Here is a 17065-nt window from a genome sequence, read left to right on the forward strand (position 1 = left end):
AAGTCGTAACAAGGTGGCCGTAGGGGAACCTGCGGCCGGATCACCTCCTAAGAAAACAAGTTTGTTTTTACTGGAGGAGCAAGGAAGCATCTGCCATATCTCTGAGAAACAGGGAAAACGTCAAAGCCCATACATCACATGTGAAAAAGAGCATTTCTTTTTTGTTTTGCTTTAGCCTTACTGTTTGTTGTGCTTGTTTCTTGTTTGTTTTTGCTGTTTTTGTGCGTAAACGCTTTAAGGTTTGTTGTTTGTTAGGTTGGTGTTATTGGTTTACTGTGAGGATGTTGGATTATTAGCCCAAAAAAGCGTGCACCCAGAAATGCCAAGAACAGAGGTCGCGGTATCGCGTATCCTGTTGAATTAGGCGAAGAATACGAATTGGAAATAGTTGAGACTACCCCCAATGGAGAAGGCGTGGGCAAAATCAAGGGATTCCCCGTTTTTGTCAAAAACGCCCCCTTAGGAGCAAACGTAAAAGTCCGCGTAACCAAACTAGAAGGTGGCTGCGCAGACGCCCAAATAGCTACCTAACTCAACTTATCTTCTTTTGTTTGTTTTGATGCTTTGCTTGTTGCCGGGTTAGTTGAATTTGTTTTGGTAGATGAGTTTGTAGGTGTAGGCTATGGCGATGGCGTTTATGATTATGCGTAGTCCGTTTATGGCTCCGACGGCGGGTCCGTTAAATCCGAAGTAGATGACGTTGAACATGCTTGTTCCCATGGTTATGCCCAGCACGGTTGTGGCGAAGGCTGCTCCCGTTTTGCGCATGCTAAAAAGCCCCACGGCAGAGCCCGCCCAAAGAAGCGGTTCAATATAGTTGTTGAGGTCCTCAGGGTCGCCAGGAATCGAAATCACAAAGAAAACTATGTTAATTACCATCCACACAAGCAGCATATACAAACCCTTAGGCATGCCCGTTTTCATCCAAACAGAACACTCCTTTGACGTAACTTTTCTTTTTCTGCTATATAATTTTGTGTACTCTGTTGATGTTGCGGTTTAGGTGCCCATGAATAGGCTTAGGATTCTAAAGGCTATGCCGCCTATGAGCAGGGCAAGTCCGATGTCGATGAAGGTGATGTAGAGTGTTTTTTTCCATCCGAATTCTTTTTTGCAGGCGGCTATGGTGGCGAGGCAGGGAATGTATATCATAACTACCAAGGTGAACACTATCATCTGGACGGCGCTGAGGGATTCTAGTCCCATGCCTACGGATGCAAGGGTTGTTGCCAGCAAAATAAGCGTGAGTTCTTTGCGTAGCACTCCAAAGATCAGTGGAATCGCAGCTACAGCGGGCAGTCCTAGCCACACGGTCATAAGCGGGCTAGTCGCGTCTACCACGTAGGGCATCAAACCTGACAACGCGATGGCTTCGACGATTATGCTGCCAACGATGATTATGGGGAAGGCAACGTAGACAAAGTCTTTGGTTCGGTTCCATGTTTTGATGGCTATGGTTTTGGCGGAGGGTTTTTTGTAGCTTGGCATCTCCATGATTAACCCGACGGGTTCGCCGGGGAGGGCTTTGAATGCTATTCTGCCCAAGGCAAAGACTAAGATGAGGTCAAAAATGTACAGTGCCAACGCCGCGTGCAGTCCAACGAAGCGTCCTACTAAGCCTAGGATTACGACGGTTCGGGCAGCGCATGGAATGAGCACGACCACAAAGGCGCTAAGTAAACGTTCGCGTTGGGTTTCCATTATGCGGCAGCCAACACAGGCAGGAACAGTGCAGCCATACCCCAGTATAAGCGGAATGAACGCTTTGCCGTGCAACCCAATTTTGTGCATGACATTGTCCATGAGAAACGCTGCCCTTGGCAGGTAACCGCTATCTTCTAGCAACGCCAAAATTATGTAAAACGGCACGATATACGGCAGGGCTATGGTTATTCCTGCGGTTATGCCGCCCATGACGCCGTTTGCTAACAAATCTACTGCCGCTTCAGGCAACACGGGACTTAGCAGGTTTGCAAAGTTCTCCGAAAGCCACATAAGACCCTCATCAAGCAAACCCGAAAGGTAGCTTCCACCCGTAAAAATAGCTCCAAACGTCAAAGCAACCACGCCCGCCAAGATTAGGTAGCCTGTGATTTTGTGGGTGGTTACCTCGGCGAGTTTTTGTTCTAAGCTGATTTTGGGTTGGGCTTCGATGGTGACGGCGTTTTTTGTGAGTTTGCTGGCTAGGGTGTAGCGTTCGGATGCCATTATGATGGGGGAGGTTTCGCCGTGGACTTTTTCGAGTTCTTTGGTGATTTTTTCGATTTGTTGTAGGACGGCTGCGCCTTGGGGGTAGGTTTTGGTTTTTTCTTGTATGTCTGCGTCTTGTTCGATTAGTTTGATGGCTATCCATCGGCAGGGGTATATTTCGCAGAGTTGGGTTAGTTTGTTTTTGACGAGGGTTTGGATAGTTTGGATGCATTCTTCGATTTCTTTGCCGTATGCGATAAGGGCGGGTTTAGGTTTTTCTTTTTGGGTTGCTTGGGCAATTGCGGTGGATAAAAGTTCGGTTATGCCTGTTCCTGTGACGGCGACGGTTGGGACGACTTTGATGTTTAGGGCTTGGCTGAGTTTTTCGGTGTCTATGCGTAGTCCTTTTTTTGCTGCAAAATCCACTTGGTTAAGCGCCAAAACCACGGGAACTTCTAGCTCCAAAAGCTGCAGCGTAAAATACAAGTTCCGCTCAAGCGCCGAAGCATCCACAACATTAACAATCAAATCGGGTTTCTCAATAGCCAAATAATCCCTTGAGACAATCTCTTCTATCGAATACGCCGAAAGAGAATACGTCCCAGGCAAATCAATGACGCGGATTTTGTGGTCTTCAAAAAACAGGGTGCCTTCTGCACGTTCTACGGTTTTGCCTGGCCAGTTGCCCGTGACCTGGTTTAAGCCTGTGAGCTGATTGAAGATGGCGCTTTTACCCACGTTCGCGTTGCCTGCCAGTGCTATACGCAACTCTTCTACGCCCTTTTTCTCTTCAAAGACGCCTGAGCTGTTTGCTGTGTTGTGGTTTGTGGCAAGCACTTTTTTCACGGTCTATTCTCCGTCAGAAGCCATTTTTGGCTGAACCATAACTTTGCAGGCTAAGCCATAACCCAACGCTAAGGATACGCCGCGGATTTGAATCTCCAACGGACCATGAAAGGAGCATTTTCTTAAAAGTTTGATTTCGCTGCCTGGGATTAGTCCCATTTCGGCGAGTCGGTGGGTTCCAGTGCAGCATCCTTCGGTGCGGGTCATTATGCCCTTTTCTCCTTCCTTTAGGTTAACCAGTGAAACTTCGTTACTGCTTGCTTTTGGTGACGCTTCTTTTTCTTTTCCGTTGGATTTTTTTATCTGCACTTTTTTTCCTCCATTTTTCTGAGCAAAACAACCGCTGCCAAGCTGTGGTCTATGCGGTGCTCTTTTCCTTCAACAAGAAAGCACACGTGTTGCGTGTCGTGTTTGATGATTTTGACCTGCACGCCTGGTTTGATGCATTTTAACGCCAACTGCCGTAGCGTTTCTGATTCCTCGTTACTGATGCTCTCCACAACGTAGCCGTGGCTTGGATCAGCAGTTGTTAGCGGCGTACAGTTTTTTTCTTCGACCACGCCGTTTTCGGTTGGTATGGGGTTTCCATGCGGGCACGCTTTGGGGTAACCCAGCCTTTTCTCTAAGAGTGCGACCACGTTTTTGGTTAACGCATGCTCCAGCTTGCAGGCATCCTCGTGCACGTTGCTCCAATCCGCCTCTAGCACGTCGGTTAAGAGCCTCTCTGCCAAACGGTGCTTTCTTAGGATGTCCATGGCAATTTTTTCGCCCTCGTAGGTGAGTTTTGCTCCACGGTAGGGTTCATGAACCACCAAGCCAAGGTTCTCTAAGTGTTGGATGGTGTTGGTTACTGAGCCTGGGACAACGTGTAGCGCGTTGGAGATGTCTTTGGTTTTTGCGGCTCCACCTTGCTTTTGAAGCCTGTAGATAACTTCGATGTATTCTTCGGCTTCATGTGAGATTGCTTTTTCCATGGTGGATAACCCCTGATTTTTCGAGTGCTCGTACTTTTTTGTGAGAAATTGTAGCTTAAGAGCCTCCGCTGGCTAATAAGGTTTATGGAATAATATTAGATACCTCTAGTATTGTTTGCACATGCTTCCAAAACATGCTACGCAACAATTCGCTTAGCACAGCACTTGGTTATGAGCGCACCATGGTTAGCATCATTTTGAATCTTGTTTTTGCTTCGACTGCGTGTGGCTCATTTGCAGGCATCACGGTGATTTCTCCCGCTTTTACTTGGACGCTTTTGCCTGAAATCGTAATCTTCGCTTCGCCGTCAAAGACGTAGACAAGGGCGTCAAAGGGTGCTGTGTGTTCGCTAAGACCTTGTTTTTCGTCAAAAGCAAACAACGTTACCGTTCCCGTTTGTTTGTCAATTAATGTTCGGCTGACCACTGAGCCTTCTTGGTAATCAATCAAACTGTCCAGGTTGGTTGCTGTTGCTGCAAGCTTGGATTTATCTTTGGATTCTTGATTTGACACTTTGTATCCCACTCTACCTGATGTGCCCCAGTATTAAAACAGTTTTACGCCTGCCACCTATGACGCAAGTGCACAAGAACCTGCCGTGAAAATGGCGGATTTCCAAATCTTACTGTTGATCTTCGCGTGAAATCAGGGTCAACTACTGAAAGGTTTTTATGCGCGGTATAGGCTTATTTTTGAATCGCAAGTGAAGGATGAACTAGTATGGCTTTACAAAAAGGAGACTTCATACTAATCGACTATAACGCTCAAGTGAAGGAAACAAACGAAGTTTTCGACACCACCTCCGAGGAAACCGCCACTAAAGAGCATCTTCAAAAAGAAGGCGAAATCTACGAACCCAAACTTATCGTTGTGGGTGAAGGCTGGGTTCTCAAAGACTTAGACGAAAGCTTCCTAAACATGGAAGTAGACAAACCCCAAAAAGTCGAAATCCCCCCAGAAAAAGCCTTTGGCCCCCGCGACAGCGACAAAGTCAAACGTGTCCCCCTCAAACAATTAGCCTCTACCGGTGCAAACATCGCAATCGGTGCACGCATCGAATACGGCGGAAAAAACGCGATTATCCGAAGCATAGGCGCAGGACGTGTCTTGCTTGACTTCAACCCGCCCTTAGCTGGACGCACCCTAGTCTACGACATCACTGTCACCAAAAAACTTGAAAACAACGAAGAAAAAGTTGCCGCTCTAATCCACCGCCGCATACCCATCATCGAAGCATCCAAATTCAACTTCTCTCTTTCCGACAAATCCCTAACTCTTGACATGCCCGAAGACACATTCTACTTGGAGGGCGTGCAAATCGCAAAACGTGGCATAGCCATGGACATGCAACGCTTCTTCCCCGACCTAGACGAAACAACATTCGTTGAAACCTTCAAGGCACCACCAAAACCAAAACCAGCCGCCGAAGCAAAACCTGCTGCTGAGAAAGAAGTCACCGAAGAAAAACCCGCTAAAGAAGAGAAACCTGCCAAAGCAAAGCCTGCTGCTGAGAAAGAAACAAAACCCAAAGCTTCCAAGGCTGACAAAGAAAAGCCAGCAAAAGCTGACTCCAAAGCCTAACCTTTCCTTTTTCTTCAAAAATTTAGTTTTTAGATTATTCTATTACTTGGGTGTTTTTTGCTACCTGTTCACATTGTTTGCGGTTTAGCCGTAGTTTTTGCAGGATTGTGTATCTGTCGGGGCGTATGGTGGTTGCCAGTTCTAGGGCTTTTATGATGTCTTGGTTTTCTACGCCCATTTCGGCTGCGGTGGTGGGTGCTTTGAGGTGCCATAGGGTTTCGCGTATGCGTTTCCAGTCGGCTCCGTATAGGTATGCCATCATGATTGCGCCTACTCCGCAGCGTTCGCCGTGCATGGCATCAGAGCTTTTTACCATGTCTAAGGCGTGGCTAAAGAGGTGTTCGGAGCCGCTGCAGGGGCGGCTGCTTCCCGCGATGCTCATGGCTACTCCGCAGCTAATTAGCGCCTCTAAGAGTATGCGTATGCCGTCTTCGTTGCCTTGTTTGATGCATTGAATGTTTTTTTCCACAAGTGTCGAACTCATCAGGGCTAAGCTGGCAGCGTATTCTCCGTAGTACTCGTCTTTTTCCATGTGCGCCAGTTCCCAGTCTTTGACGGCGGTGAACTTTGCTAGTACGTCTCCGCATCCGCTTACGGTAAAGCGCCAGGGAGACTGCGCTATGATTTCGGTGTCGGCGATTATGGCTAAGGGTGCTTGGGACATGGCGGAGTACGGTTTCCCAAAGCCTCTAACCGAAGCAAGGGGACTGGAAATTCCGTCGTGACTCAACGTAGTGGGTACACTCACAAAAGATAGTCCTTGATGCGCGGAACTTAGTTTTGCTGCGTCAATCTTGGTGCCTCCGCCTACGCCAAAAAGAACCTGAGGCTTCCACTCCATAATCCTCTCCTCAATAGTCAAAACATCCCTAATCGTCGCGGTCTGAACCAGCAACGTGTCCACTGCCATACCTGCCTGTTCTAGAAGGTCATGAACTGTTTTTCCCGCAATTTCACAGCTTTTTTGCCCAGCAATTATCAACGCGGGTCCAGTGAGGTTTAATCTTTTGACCACTTCAGGGATACGTTCAAGCGTCCCCTTACCGACGATAACCTCTCGTGGAAGCTGCATGTAATGGTAGTTTAGCGCCAAACAAATCACGCAGTAATATTCCTTATAACCCTTCCAAGAGATAAAGTTTAAACCTTTGCACCCAAACTCGCCAACCACAACATAAAACCAGCAAAACATCCGCCGCAACGCCTGCATATTTGCAGCCCCAACGCCCCTGCAAAACCACTGCCCTGCCCTGTTTTCTATGTTTTGTGGGGTGCTGTTGGGTTGGTTTTCGCAAGTGTTATGTATCAGTTGCCTGCTTCTTTGTTTTAGGTGCGCTAAACGTGGAGTTTCAAGGAAGAGACATTACTTCTATTGAAGGCTTGACTCAGCAGGAAATCAACCATATCCTCAAAACCAGCAAAGACATGGAACCCCTTGCCGCAACAGGCTCAGACATGCTAAAAGGCAAAATCTTGGCGAACATCTTTTTCGAACCCAGCACCCGCACGCGCCTAAGTTTCGAATCCGCCATGCTCAAGCTGGGAGGAAGCGTCATCGGATTTGCCGACGCCGAAAGCACCAGCGTAGCCAAAGGCGAAAACCTCGCCGACACCATGCGCACCATAGAAAACTACGCCGACATCATCGCTCTTAGGCACCCACTGGAGGGCGCAGCCAAACTCGCTGCCGAATTCTCCTCTGTCCCAGTCATAAACGCAGGCAGCGGAGCCGAAGAACACCCAACCCAAGCTCTCATTGACCTGTACACTATCCAAAAAGAACGCGGCAGAATTGACGGCTTAAAAATCGCGTTGGTGGGTGATTTGCGTTATGGGCGAACGGTGCATTCGTTGGCGTATGCGTTGTCGTTTTATGATATCAAGTTGACCTTGGTTTCGCCTGAAAGCCTCAAGATGCGCCGCGAAGTCTTGCGCAGTATACAAAGCAAAATCAACGTTTGCGAAACCCAGCATCTAGAAGAGGTAATCCCAAACGTGGATGTTCTTTACGTTACTCGTATCCAAAAAGAACGCTTCCCCGCCCAAGCTGACTACGCAAAAGTTCAAGGCGCATACCGTATAGACCTAAAAGCCCTCGCAGAAGCCAAAGACGACCTTATAATTTTGCATCCTTTGCCGCGCGTGGACGAAATCGCCCCCGAAGTTGATGCTACGCCAAAGGCTCGTTACTTCCAGCAGGTCTGGAACGGCGTAGTTGTCAGGATGGCGCTGCTTTCACTGGTTTTGGGCGCCACCAAATAAAAGCCCTTTTTATGTGCCTTGGTATCTGTCAAATGTGGTGACGGTTCCTATGGAGCCGCATGAGGGACATTTGTGGGAAGTGCCAAACCAGCTTTTGACGCAGTTGCTGCAGTAAGTGACGCCTCTGTTGTAGGTTAACAGTTCAACGTTGTGTTTTTGCATTAGCTGCGCCGTGAACTTCATTAGCGCCTCCGCCGTGTTTTCCGTATCATCTATGTCCACGATGGTTAGGTTGGCGCCTTTGTTGAGTCCTTTGAGGTTGTTTTCCCAGTCAAGCTGCTCTAGGGGAACGTTGGGGAAGTTGCCTTGCTGCATCTGCAACCTGCGGGTGGTGGCGTAGAAGGGTTTGTCGCGGGTTCCTGAAAACTTTGTTTTTGCAATGCCGTACTTTTCGATATCCAAGTGAGCTAGGCGTTTGGAGGCTTGGCTGCTGTGTAGTATCGCGGGGAACAGGCGTTTTCCGTGTCGCTTGCCGACTCGTTGCAGGTATGTCCTTGTGTTCTTCACGACTTCCTTGGCGAACTCTACGCTTTCCTCCTGATTCAAATCTTTGCCCATGAAACTCACTACGGCTTCGTTGAAACCCGCCAAGTTTACTGCGCCGCAGCAGTTCTCCAACCTGAAATACGTGTCTCCGTTAGTGCCCTGTGTTAGAAACGGCAAAGCGTTTTTTCCGTGGTGTCTTAGGGCTCGTTGTTTGATGCCCAGTGCCCGCGCGGCTAATTCGCAGCGTTCTTTGAGTATGCTAAAAAACTTGGTTTTGTCCTGTTCGCCTTCCCGCACGATTCGCGGCAAATTTAGCGTGACGCATCCCAAACAGCCCGTCCGCAATGTGTCGGTTTCCCAGTCGCCACTTAACGTTGCTTCAAGCTTTACACCCGATGCAGAAAACGCTACGTTCGTACCCTGTGCCCCAAATAAGCTGGCGAAGTACACTATGCCTTTGTCTGCGGCGATTTCGTGGGCTTTGAGCAGAATCTGTTGGGCTTCGGGGTCTGAGAGTGTTTTCTTGTTTATTTTGACGATGACCTTTGGGTTGGTTAGGGGTTTGATTTGGCTGGTTTTTGCGAGAACCTCTAAAATAAGTGAGGCTAACCGGTTGCTTTCTTTGGTGAAGTCGGCGTAGGTGCCCGTGGTTGTTTTGGGTCCTATGGCGGTTTTGCGGGCTAGGGCATCGGAAGGCGGCAGCTCAAGTCCCAGTGCTGCGTCTACGTGCTGGTTGAGGTTCATGATGAAAAGGCGCAGTTCCTGTTTTATGTGCTCCTCATCTAAGCCCCTAATGTAGGGGGCAAGGAAAACGTTGAAGCACTCTACGGTTTGGGTTGTGTTTACTTCTTGCTGGGTGAAGAGCAAAACGTTAAACGCCATGGCTAAGGCAGCCCCAAAGTTTTCTGGGGACGTTTGAGAGTGCTGTTGCGTGTTGAGTTTTTCGGTTTTCAAGCCGTTTTGGAAGAAGAACCGCAAATCATGCACGATTTCGCTGGGCTTCAACAACCATGTGCTCAAATCGTTAATGTGCAAAGTGCCCGAAACATGCGCGTCGGCAATGTCACGCGGAAAAACGTTAAGCAACGTGTACTCCCTAAACACTGTCTTGCCTGCCATGCAAGTTACGTCTTCGGGTTTGTCGGGGTTTTTGCGTTCCACAAGCGCCGAGACTTCATGAACAGGTAACCCCAACCGCGTCAGCTTATGCCTGTACTCCTCAAGCCCTTTTTCAATCAAAATCACGTTCACAATTTCCCTAATCAACGGCGCCGTCAAATACTTCGTCTTTGCTTTAACCACAATTTTTTCAGTTTCCTTAGCGGTTTTCTGCGCCAACTCGACAGGCATCTTTGCTTCCTTGGTCAGGCTGTTTGCGATTTTGTTAGGGTCAAATTCTTCAAAAGTGAAATGCGAAGTACGAACCAGCATGCCCTTAGGCTTAACCGCCTTCTTCTCCACACGCTCCGCAATATCTATAACCATCTTGCCCAAATCAGTCAAAAAATACTTCTTAGCATCCGCATCAGCCTCCACCAACCCTGCTTTGAGCAAAAACTTTAGGTGATACGCAAACCTTCCCGCGTCACGGCTTGGGTTCATCTTCAATGCATTCATTAGTTCCGTGTAGCTCAGGGCGCCCTTGTCGAAGAGGAAATTGAGAATCTGCAGCCTCAACGGTGACGAAACAGCTTTAAGAACTTTAACTCCGCGGGCACGATGAGGCAATGACATACTAAATAAATTCCGTTTGTGGTGCTGTAGGTATTGGCATCTGCAAGGTTTAAACTTTAGGCAAAAATCCGACGAGCGTGGAAGGCAGAAGTTTTTTAGATGGGGTTTGTACGTTATCGTGAAGGTAGCTGTTAGGTATGCGTGTTGTGCTTAGAATCGGCGGTTCTGTTGTTGCGTCTCCTATTAATCCTGGTCTTATTGCTGAGTATGCTGAGTTGTTGAAGGTTTTGAAGCTGCAGGGGCATGAGGTTGCGGTAGTTGTGGGCGGCGGCGCGTTAGCTCGTGAATTCATCCAAATCGGCAAGAAGCTGGATTTGCAAATGCAAGCTCAAGACGAAATCGCCATATCCGTTTCCCGGTTGTTTGCTCAGGTTTTCCTCAAGCGCGTCGGCGATTTGGCATGCGAAAAAGTGGCGGTAACGCTTGATGAAGCCGCAGCGTACCTGCAGACAGGCAAAATCCTGTTCATGGGCGGCTTGCGGCCTGGAATCACCACGGATGCGGTTGCCGCTTTAGTTGCCGAGCACGTACACGCAGATTTGCTAGTCAAAGGCACCGACCAAGACGGCATCTACAACAAAGACCCCCGCAAACACAGCGACGCAGTAAAGCTTGACCAGCTGCGCTTTGAAGACCTGCAAAACATCTTTAGCCAAAGCACCCACACCGCAGGCATGCACCAAATCGTCGACCCCGAAGCCATCAAAGTCCTCAAACGCAACCGCCTAAAACTCGTCGCCGTAAACGGATTCAAACCCCAAAACATCCTCGCCGCCGTGAACGGAGAAAAAATTGGAACTGTCGTCACTTAACCCCGCGGTTTGCCGCTTTTGGGTTTTCTTGTGGCTAGGTTTTAAATGGTCTTTTTCCAATAATGGATTATTCCAGCTTTGATTTAGGCGCGGTAGGGACTGTTTGACGGTGCAGCAATGGTAGATAAACGTAAAGGGCCTGTTCAGATACGTTTTGAAATGCTAGAGTTCTTGTTCTTTGTGGATAAGCCGCAGTTGCGTACGCATGTTTGGCGAAAAGCAACGGATGTTTCGTATGATGATTTTTTGAAGCATCTGGGGTATTTGCAAGCGAAGGGTTTTGTGGCGGAGACTGCGGAGGGAAAACTGTTGCTGACTGTTGAGGGACGAAAAATCTACAGTTCCCTGCGCGATTCCTTGCCCTCTTTGTTGTAGCACTTCACCTTTGGTGCATCACCTATATAACAACTGCAACGAAAACTATAGATGGAGTAAGATGAGCGAGAAAGAGCCTGAACCAATCTACCCCGTAAAAACGCTTCATGAGCTTCTCTCAGAGCTAAATCGGGAATGGCGACGCTTCAAACGTGGAACCCTCATTAGCCTATGCATACTTAGCACGCTATTGGTCGCTTTTGCTCTACTGTTCCTGCGCCACATCCGAACAGGCATAGACGAAATAACCATAATATTCCCCATAATCCTAGCCGCCTTCGTAATCTACAGCATACGCATCATGGTCATGCAGTACCGTTTCTTCAAAAAATGGGGACACCGCATGGAACAGCTTAATAATCTGGAAGAAAAACTGTTAAATGATAAACTTGCAGAAAACACGCCGCCAAAATAGCCTGCTTTGACACATGCGCAGCTTATGCTTGGATTTCACCTTTGGTGTATATGCTCCATGAGATATTCTTTATAAAAACGCGGTGTTTTTTGTTCAATGAACTCTTAAGGAAGTGAACATATGTCAGTGGCAACACCTGTTGTCGAAATAAAAAACCTCAAAAAAACGTATATGCTGGGCAAAGTCCCAGTGGAAGCCCTTCGGGGCTTAGATTTAACCATTAACAGCGGAGACTTCGTTTCAATACTAGGGCCTTCAGGAAGCGGCAAATCAACGCTTCTAAACCTAATTGGCGCCTTAGACAAACCAACCTCCGGACAACTCCTCATCGAAGGCGTAGACATAGGCAAACTCAACGACAACCAACTCACCAACATCCGACGCCGCATAGGCTTTGTTTTCCAATTCTTCAACCTCATTCCACGCTTAACCGCCAAAGGCAACGTCGAGCTGTCCTTGTCTATTGCAGACGTGGGCAAAGCCGAACGCACCAAACGCACAGAACAACTTCTCGAATCCGTCGGACTCAAAGACCGCATGAACCACAAACCCGCAGAACTTAGCGGCGGACAACAACAACGCGTAGCCATAGCCCGCGCCTTAGCAAACAACCCACGCTTTTTGCTCATGGATGAACCCACAGGAAACGTTGACTCCAAAACCGCCCAAGAAGTCCTCGCCATAATCCGCAAACTCAACGCTGAAGGCGTAACCATCATCATGGTAACCCACGACCAAAACCTAGCCAAAGAAGCGCGGCGCACAATCCACGTTTTCGACGGCGTGGTAACAAAGGATATGGTGAATTAACATGAAGACCAAAGATGTATTTTCTTACTCGTTTAGCGCGATTAAGCTGCGTAAGCTGCGTGCGGGCTTGACGACTTTGGGTGTGGTCATTGGTATTGCGGCTATTGTTGCGTTGCTTTCTATTTCCACGGGGCTGCAAAGCACCATCACAGGGCAGCTTGAAGAAGGCTTAGCCTCTGATACCCTAATTGTGTCTGTCAACACGGGTGGCGGTATAGGCTCAGGCGATGGCGCAGGTGCAGGCGGTGGCGGATTGGGTGGCGGCAGTTCATCAGCCAGTTCAGGCTTCAAACTGTACCTGAATTACACCGAAGAAATCAAGACGCTCTCGCCTGATATAGAAACCGCGTTTGGCTTCATTTCACAGTCAGGCTTCATCCAAAAAGGCGACATTGACGGGCTCATACGCGGCGGCATAACCGGCACAGACTTTGCTGACTACGCCCAAGTGTACCCCACGACCTTTGTTGCCGCGCAAGGTGCTATTCCGTTAACGCCCTCGGACACGGACATCGTCGTTGGCGCGCGTCTGCATGACCCCTGGCTCAACGGCTCCTCTGTTATCGACGTAAACGATGAAGTTACTATACTTTGGACTAACGCTACGCAGCTTCCCTTCACAAATAAGACTTACACTGCCAACGTTGCTGCTGTTCTTGAACCCGTAGGTGGTCTTGGTTTTCTTGGTCCTTCGGACACGGGAGTGTATGTTCCCCTCTCGCAGGCGCAGAGTTTCTTTGGAACCGACGAAGCCTCCATGATAATAGTTAAGCTATCAGGCAGCGACCAAGCCGTCATCGACAGCGTCTCAGAAGCCATAACCGACTACTTCGCAGGACAAGTCACCGTAACCTCCGCAACCGCCATCCTCTCACTCGTCTCAACCATATTCTCCACGCTAACGCTCTTCCTCGGAGGCATAGCCGCAATCTCGCTGCTCGTCGCAGGCATAGGCATCATGAACATCATGATAGTCTCCCTAATCGAGCGCACCCGCGAAATTGGCATACTCAAAGCCCTAGGAACCAAAAGTCGCACTGTCCTCGCAATATTCCTGTGCGAATCCGCCATAATCGGAGTAATCGGAGCCGCCATAGGCATCGTCGCAGGCTGGGGACTATCCAACGTGGTAGCAGTGGTCTTTGCAGGAACCGCAAGCGGCGGCTTAGCAATAACCCCCGTGTTGACCCCTGAAGTGCTGCTGCTGGCACTAGGCTTTGGCGTAGGCGTAAGCGTTATCTTCGCTCTGTACCCCGCATGGCGCGCCTCAAAACTAAAACCCGTAGACGCCCTACGCTACGAATAAACCCATGGCTCCAACCGAGCCCCGCCTTTTTCTTTTTTGTTTTAGGGGAAATGCTTATTCTGCTTTCTGAGCCTATCTTCCTGTTCCCGTTGCATAGTGGATGTGTTGTGGGTTATGGACGCAAAGGTTAAGACAGTGCATGATGAATGTGCCCGTTCCTATGATGATGCTTGCAGACAGACGGAGTCGTACGCGCATGAAATCGTGTTTGGGTTAACCTACGAATTCGTCCAAGCTCAGCAGACCCTGCTGGATGTTGGGGTGGGTACTGGATTGGGTTCTGTGCTTTTCCACAAGGCTGGATTGGTTGTTTACGGTGTAGACCACTCGGAAGAGATGCTTGGCGTTTGCAGGGAAAAAGCGTTTGCAAAAGAACTCAAAACCTGCGACCTGCGCATAGGCAACTGGCCCTACACTGACAACCAGTTCCACCATGCCATCTGCTGTGGTGTCTTCCACTTTATCCGCGACCTTGACGTTTTTTTCGCTGAAACCCGTCGCGTACTGCAAAACAGCGGAACCTTTAGCTTCACCACCATAGACAAAACCGACAAGGCTTGTTACTTGGATGAATCAGGCATCTGCATATACTGCCACAGCCAAGACGACATACGCGAGCTCGCAAAAAAGTACGGTTTCACGCTGCTAAAAACCGTGGCGTTTTACGCGTTCAAAACACCCGCCAAAAAAGAACAGCTCCTCTTTAGAGCCTATACCCTGCAAAAACTCTAACTGCCACGCAAGCCTTAAGACACAAATCCGACACAGATAACCGCTGAGGCTCCAAGTTGAAACGACATTACCCCGACCACCCCGTAGCAGGCGTAGGCGCAGTCATTTTGCGTGACGACAAGCTTTTGCTGGAAAAACGAGGTAACGAACCCGCGAAGGGTCAATGGACAATTCCTGGCGGCGTTGTGGAGTTAGGTGAGAGCCTTAAAGAAGCGGTGTTGCGTGAAACCTTAGAAGAAACAGGCTTAACCGCGTCAAACCCGCAGCTTGTAGACGTCGTCGACCAAGTCCACCTAGACCAAAAAGGCAAAATCGCCTACCACTACATCATAATCGACTACCTCGTCCACGTTAACCCCGACGAACCCGCCGCTTCAAGCGACGCCGACGAACTACGCTGGGTAAATCTAAACCAAGTTGAAACCTACGACCTCACACCCTCGTTCAGGCGATTCTTCACAAAAAACAAACCCAAACTCCAAAACGCCTCTCAACAACATACAAATTAGTACCCAAAAATGGTGGCTAAAAGCAAAAGTCCTGGCGAGAAGTAGACGATGTAGATTTTTTGGATAAATGCTGGAAGCTTGCCCATCGCGGGAACTGCTATGTCCTCAATGAAGTTATGAGTGTTCACCAGCATCTCACCTGTTTCACGGCTAAACGTCGACGCAGCTTTTGTCCAAGCAAAACTGCCTTCAACCCTGCCGCGACATCTAAAGCCTCCTTCCACCCCTAATAAACATAAAGGCTACAAATCCAGAATCTGCACAACTGAATTGACTATTCGGCTTTGGTTGCATACTTGAAACGAAAAACCTGCGCGTCTGCACCTCATGCTTTAACATCAATGCGCCGCTACCCAAACCGCCAGTGGAGTCTCTCCAAGGTTTCACCTTTCAAGGCACGATTTTAGTGACTGCCCGTCGTGGATTTCCAAACCGCTGAAGCACTTTGATTTCACATGACCTGCCAACATATTTGCCCCTATTTGATTCCAAATTTTATTTGTATGCAGAAAAGGGGGGGGAGGGGGGTAGGTGGTTGGTTGTTTGCCGAAAGGGTTTGTGGTGGTTGTTGGTGTTGTAAAGTGGGTTTTTGGGCGGATAAAATATATATCTGCTTTTGAACATTTACGGTCGTTATCTCTGTCTTGCAGGCGCATCTAATGAATGATTTAATGGCACGTATTGAGGCTCTTAAGAAGGAGAAGAAAGCAGTTATTCTTGCTCATAATTATGAGCGTCCTGAGGTTCAGGATGTTGCGGATTATGTGGGGGATAGTATTGAGTTGAGTCGTAAGGCGATGCAGGAGCAGGATGCTCAGGTTATCGTGTTTGCGGCGGTGGATTTTATGGCTCAGTCCGCGGCGATTTTGAATCCCTCCAAGAAGGTTTTGTTGCCAACGTTGGGTGCAAGGTGCCCGATGGCGCAGATGTTAACGGTGGATGAGATAAAACGCGCTAAAGCTCAGTACCCTGGGGCGCCAGTGGTTGTTTACGTGAATACTTTGGCGGAAGCCAAGGCGGAAAGTGACGTCTGCTGTACTAGCGCTAATGCCGTGGAGGTCATCAAATCCTTGGACGCGGACACCATACTGTTTGGTCCTGACCGCAACCTTGCTGACCACGCCGCCAAGCAGACAGGCAAAACTTTGATTCCGATTCCACAGTGGGGCTTTTGCCCGACGCATCTGCTTTTCCAACCTGAAGACATCGAGGTTCTAAAGCAGCAGCACCCAAACGCCGTGGTCATGGTTCACCCTGAATGCAGCGCAGAAACCCGCGCCATCGCCGACTTCATAGGCAGCACCAGCAAAATCTGCCAACACGTAAAACAAAGCCCCGCCACCGAGTTCATAATCGCTACGGAAGATGGCATACTGCATCGGCTGCGCAAAGAAAACCCTGACAAAAAGTTCTTCATAGCCTACGAGGGCGCAGTGTGCCCGAACATGAAACTCACCACGTTGGAGCGGCTTTATGCCTCTTTGAAGGAGGATAAGTACCGTGTGGAGGTTCCTCAGAACGTGGCTGCGAAGGCAAAAGCTGCTTTGGACCGCATGTTTGAGGTAAGCTAAACGCTTACTACTACGGTTTTTAGGATTTTTACGCCTCGTTTGGTGGCTAATTCATCGCTTAGATGCTGAATTTCCGAGGCTTTGCCTTTGACTACGATGGCTTCTAGGCAGTCGCGTTCGCTTATGTGCACGTGCAAGGTGGAGGTTACCAACGAAGCGTGATGATGCTGCGTATCAGTCAAGTCACGTTCTAGCTCACGCACTTCATGATCATACACCATCAACAAAACGCCCGTCTGCACAACATTCGCTTCTTTCTTGAGCCATTTACGCTCCGAAACAAACAGTCTAACCGCATCCTGCACCGCCTTGCTACGGCTCTCATAACCCATACCGCTTATCACATCATCAAAATCCTTCAAAAGCTCAGGCGGAAAAGTAACGCCTACCCTAGTAATTTTCGACATCCGTATCCACAACCTAAACACACAGAATACCATTAAAAGCTTTTACACACTTCA

The 17065-nt window shown here is 48.8% G+C and carries 20 protein-coding genes and 1 rRNA gene; 12 read left to right on the top strand and 9 right to left on the bottom strand.

Annotated elements, in window-relative coordinates:
• A 16S ribosomal RNA gene (locus NWF04_02075) occupies nucleotides 1-49 on the top strand; the annotation flags it as partial.
• Nucleotides 50-342: 293 nt separating this feature from the next.
• The gene (locus NWF04_02080; protein MCW4005376.1) at nucleotides 343-531 is read left to right on the top strand and encodes a TRAM domain-containing protein; all 189 of its coding nucleotides are present in this window, start codon (nucleotides 343-345) and stop codon (nucleotides 529-531) included.
• Between the two features lie 48 nt (nucleotides 532-579).
• On the opposite strand, the gene NWF04_02085 is transcribed toward NWF04_02080, so the two are convergent.
• The 5 genes from NWF04_02085 to NWF04_02105 all read right to left on the bottom strand — a co-directional run bounded on the left by NWF04_02085 (nucleotide 580) and on the right by NWF04_02105 (nucleotide 4470).
• A complete protein-coding gene (locus NWF04_02085; GenBank protein ID MCW4005377.1) occupies nucleotides 580-924 on the bottom strand; it encodes a hypothetical protein in 345 nt (114 codons plus the stop codon).
• Nucleotides 925-999: 75 nt separating this feature from the next.
• The gene (feoB, locus tag NWF04_02090; GenBank protein ID MCW4005378.1) at nucleotides 1000-3036 is read right to left on the bottom strand and encodes a ferrous iron transport protein B; all 2037 of its coding nucleotides are present in this window, start codon (nucleotides 3034-3036) and stop codon (nucleotides 1000-1002) included.
• 3 nt (nucleotides 3037-3039) lie between these two features.
• The gene (locus NWF04_02095) at nucleotides 3040-3345 is read right to left on the bottom strand and encodes a ferrous iron transport protein A (GenBank protein ID MCW4005379.1); all 306 of its coding nucleotides are present in this window, start codon (nucleotides 3343-3345) and stop codon (nucleotides 3040-3042) included.
• Complete coding sequence (locus NWF04_02100) at nucleotides 3336-4010, bottom strand: metal-dependent transcriptional regulator (GenBank protein MCW4005380.1); 675 nt, start codon at nucleotides 4008-4010, stop codon at nucleotides 3336-3338. Before NWF04_02100 ends, NWF04_02095 begins: the two co-directional genes overlap by 10 nt.
• Nucleotides 4011-4179: 169 nt before the next feature.
• Complete coding sequence (locus NWF04_02105) at nucleotides 4180-4470, bottom strand: cupin domain-containing protein (protein ID MCW4005381.1); 291 nt, start codon at nucleotides 4468-4470, stop codon at nucleotides 4180-4182.
• A gap of 261 nt (nucleotides 4471-4731) precedes the next feature.
• Here NWF04_02105 and NWF04_02110 point away from each other — a divergent pair, with 261 nt between their 5' ends.
• Nucleotides 4732-5592, top strand: a complete 861-nt coding sequence (locus tag NWF04_02110) for a peptidylprolyl isomerase (GenBank protein ID MCW4005382.1) — start codon at nucleotides 4732-4734, stop codon at nucleotides 5590-5592.
• Nucleotides 5593-5626: 34 nt separating this feature from the next.
• Here NWF04_02110 and NWF04_02115 read toward each other — a convergent pair whose 3' ends face one another.
• The gene (locus NWF04_02115; GenBank protein ID MCW4005383.1) at nucleotides 5627-6664 is read right to left on the bottom strand and encodes an NAD(P)-dependent glycerol-1-phosphate dehydrogenase; all 1038 of its coding nucleotides are present in this window, start codon (nucleotides 6662-6664) and stop codon (nucleotides 5627-5629) included.
• Nucleotides 6665-6933: 269 nt separating this feature from the next.
• On the opposite strand from NWF04_02115, the gene pyrB reads away from it, so the two are divergent.
• The gene (pyrB, locus tag NWF04_02120) at nucleotides 6934-7854 is read left to right on the top strand and encodes an aspartate carbamoyltransferase (protein MCW4005384.1); all 921 of its coding nucleotides are present in this window, start codon (nucleotides 6934-6936) and stop codon (nucleotides 7852-7854) included.
• A gap of 9 nt (nucleotides 7855-7863) precedes the next feature.
• Here pyrB and NWF04_02125 read toward each other — a convergent pair whose 3' ends face one another.
• The gene (locus NWF04_02125) at nucleotides 7864-10074 is read right to left on the bottom strand and encodes an ArsR family transcriptional regulator (protein ID MCW4005385.1); all 2211 of its coding nucleotides are present in this window, start codon (nucleotides 10072-10074) and stop codon (nucleotides 7864-7866) included.
• Between the two features lie 137 nt (nucleotides 10075-10211).
• On the opposite strand from NWF04_02125, the gene pyrH reads away from it, so the two are divergent.
• The 7 genes from pyrH (at nucleotide 10212) to NWF04_02160 (ending at nucleotide 15033) form a co-directional block, all read left to right on the top strand.
• Nucleotides 10212-10886: a UMP kinase gene (gene pyrH, locus NWF04_02130; GenBank protein MCW4005386.1), complete on the top strand. Its 675-nt coding sequence runs from the start codon at nucleotides 10212-10214 to the stop codon at nucleotides 10884-10886.
• Between the two features lie 117 nt (nucleotides 10887-11003).
• Nucleotides 11004-11261: a winged helix-turn-helix domain-containing protein gene (locus NWF04_02135; protein ID MCW4005387.1), complete on the top strand. Its 258-nt coding sequence runs from the start codon at nucleotides 11004-11006 to the stop codon at nucleotides 11259-11261.
• Between the two features lie 61 nt (nucleotides 11262-11322).
• Nucleotides 11323-11676, top strand: coding sequence for a hypothetical protein (locus NWF04_02140; protein MCW4005388.1), 354 nt, complete (start codon nucleotides 11323-11325; stop codon nucleotides 11674-11676).
• Between the two features lie 120 nt (nucleotides 11677-11796).
• Nucleotides 11797-12486, top strand: coding sequence for an ABC transporter ATP-binding protein (locus NWF04_02145; GenBank protein MCW4005389.1), 690 nt, complete (start codon nucleotides 11797-11799; stop codon nucleotides 12484-12486).
• Nucleotide 12487: 1 nt separating this feature from the next.
• Nucleotides 12488-13792: an ABC transporter permease gene (locus tag NWF04_02150; GenBank protein MCW4005390.1), complete on the top strand. Its 1305-nt coding sequence runs from the start codon at nucleotides 12488-12490 to the stop codon at nucleotides 13790-13792.
• A 114-nt stretch (nucleotides 13793-13906) separates the two neighbouring features.
• Complete coding sequence (locus NWF04_02155) at nucleotides 13907-14524, top strand: class I SAM-dependent methyltransferase (GenBank protein ID MCW4005391.1); 618 nt, start codon at nucleotides 13907-13909, stop codon at nucleotides 14522-14524.
• Nucleotides 14525-14580: 56 nt separating this feature from the next.
• Nucleotides 14581-15033 carry an NUDIX hydrolase gene (locus tag NWF04_02160; protein ID MCW4005392.1) on the top strand — a complete coding sequence of 151 codons (453 nt, stop codon included), beginning with the start codon at nucleotides 14581-14583 and terminating at the stop codon, nucleotides 15031-15033.
• Here the strand turns inward: NWF04_02160 and NWF04_02165 are convergent.
• Nucleotides 15030-15161, bottom strand: coding sequence for a hypothetical protein (locus NWF04_02165; GenBank protein ID MCW4005393.1), 132 nt, complete (start codon nucleotides 15159-15161; stop codon nucleotides 15030-15032). The two genes, NWF04_02160 and NWF04_02165, sit on opposite strands and share 4 nt — an antisense overlap.
• A gap of 531 nt (nucleotides 15162-15692) precedes the next feature.
• On the opposite strand from NWF04_02165, the gene nadA reads away from it, so the two are divergent.
• Complete coding sequence (gene nadA, locus NWF04_02170) at nucleotides 15693-16604, top strand: quinolinate synthase NadA (GenBank protein ID MCW4005394.1); 912 nt, start codon at nucleotides 15693-15695, stop codon at nucleotides 16602-16604.
• On the opposite strand, the gene nikR is transcribed toward nadA, so the two are convergent.
• Complete coding sequence (gene nikR, locus NWF04_02175) at nucleotides 16601-17011, bottom strand: nickel-responsive transcriptional regulator NikR (GenBank protein ID MCW4005395.1); 411 nt, start codon at nucleotides 17009-17011, stop codon at nucleotides 16601-16603. The genes nadA and nikR overlap by 4 nt on opposite strands.
• Nucleotides 17012-17065: the final 54 nt, after the last annotated feature.

Source organism: Candidatus Bathyarchaeota archaeon (assembly GCA_026014465.1).
In the GTDB taxonomy this organism is placed as follows: domain Archaea; phylum Thermoproteota; class Bathyarchaeia; order Bathyarchaeales; family Bathycorpusculaceae; genus JADGNF01.

Excerpts from the sequence above, each read along its gene's own strand:
- NWF04_02140 (MCW4005388.1), top strand. The coding sequence starts at position 11,323 with ATGAGCGAGAAAGAGCCTGAACCAATCTACCCCGTAAAAACGCTTCAT.
- NWF04_02155 (MCW4005391.1), top strand. The coding sequence starts at position 13,907 with ATGGACGCAAAGGTTAAGACAGTGCATGATGAATGTGCCCGTTCCTAT.
- nikR (MCW4005395.1), bottom strand. The coding sequence starts at position 17,011 with ATGTCGAAAATTACTAGGGTAGGCGTTACTTTTCCGCCTGAGCTTTTG.
- NWF04_02125 (MCW4005385.1), bottom strand. The coding sequence starts at position 10,074 with ATGTCATTGCCTCATCGTGCCCGCGGAGTTAAAGTTCTTAAAGCTGTT.
- NWF04_02135 (MCW4005387.1), top strand. The coding sequence starts at position 11,004 with ATGGTAGATAAACGTAAAGGGCCTGTTCAGATACGTTTTGAAATGCTA.
- NWF04_02100 (MCW4005380.1), bottom strand. The coding sequence starts at position 4,010 with ATGGAAAAAGCAATCTCACATGAAGCCGAAGAATACATCGAAGTTATC.
- NWF04_02145 (MCW4005389.1), top strand. The coding sequence starts at position 11,797 with ATGTCAGTGGCAACACCTGTTGTCGAAATAAAAAACCTCAAAAAAACG.
- NWF04_02115 (MCW4005383.1), bottom strand. The coding sequence starts at position 6,664 with ATGCAGCTTCCACGAGAGGTTATCGTCGGTAAGGGGACGCTTGAACGT.
- NWF04_02110 (MCW4005382.1), top strand. The coding sequence starts at position 4,732 with ATGGCTTTACAAAAAGGAGACTTCATACTAATCGACTATAACGCTCAA.
- nadA (MCW4005394.1), top strand. The coding sequence starts at position 15,693 with ATGAATGATTTAATGGCACGTATTGAGGCTCTTAAGAAGGAGAAGAAA.
- NWF04_02085 (MCW4005377.1), bottom strand. The coding sequence starts at position 924 with ATGAAAACGGGCATGCCTAAGGGTTTGTATATGCTGCTTGTGTGGATG.
- NWF04_02150 (MCW4005390.1), top strand. The coding sequence starts at position 12,488 with ATGAAGACCAAAGATGTATTTTCTTACTCGTTTAGCGCGATTAAGCTG.
- pyrH (MCW4005386.1), top strand. The coding sequence starts at position 10,212 with ATGCGTGTTGTGCTTAGAATCGGCGGTTCTGTTGTTGCGTCTCCTATT.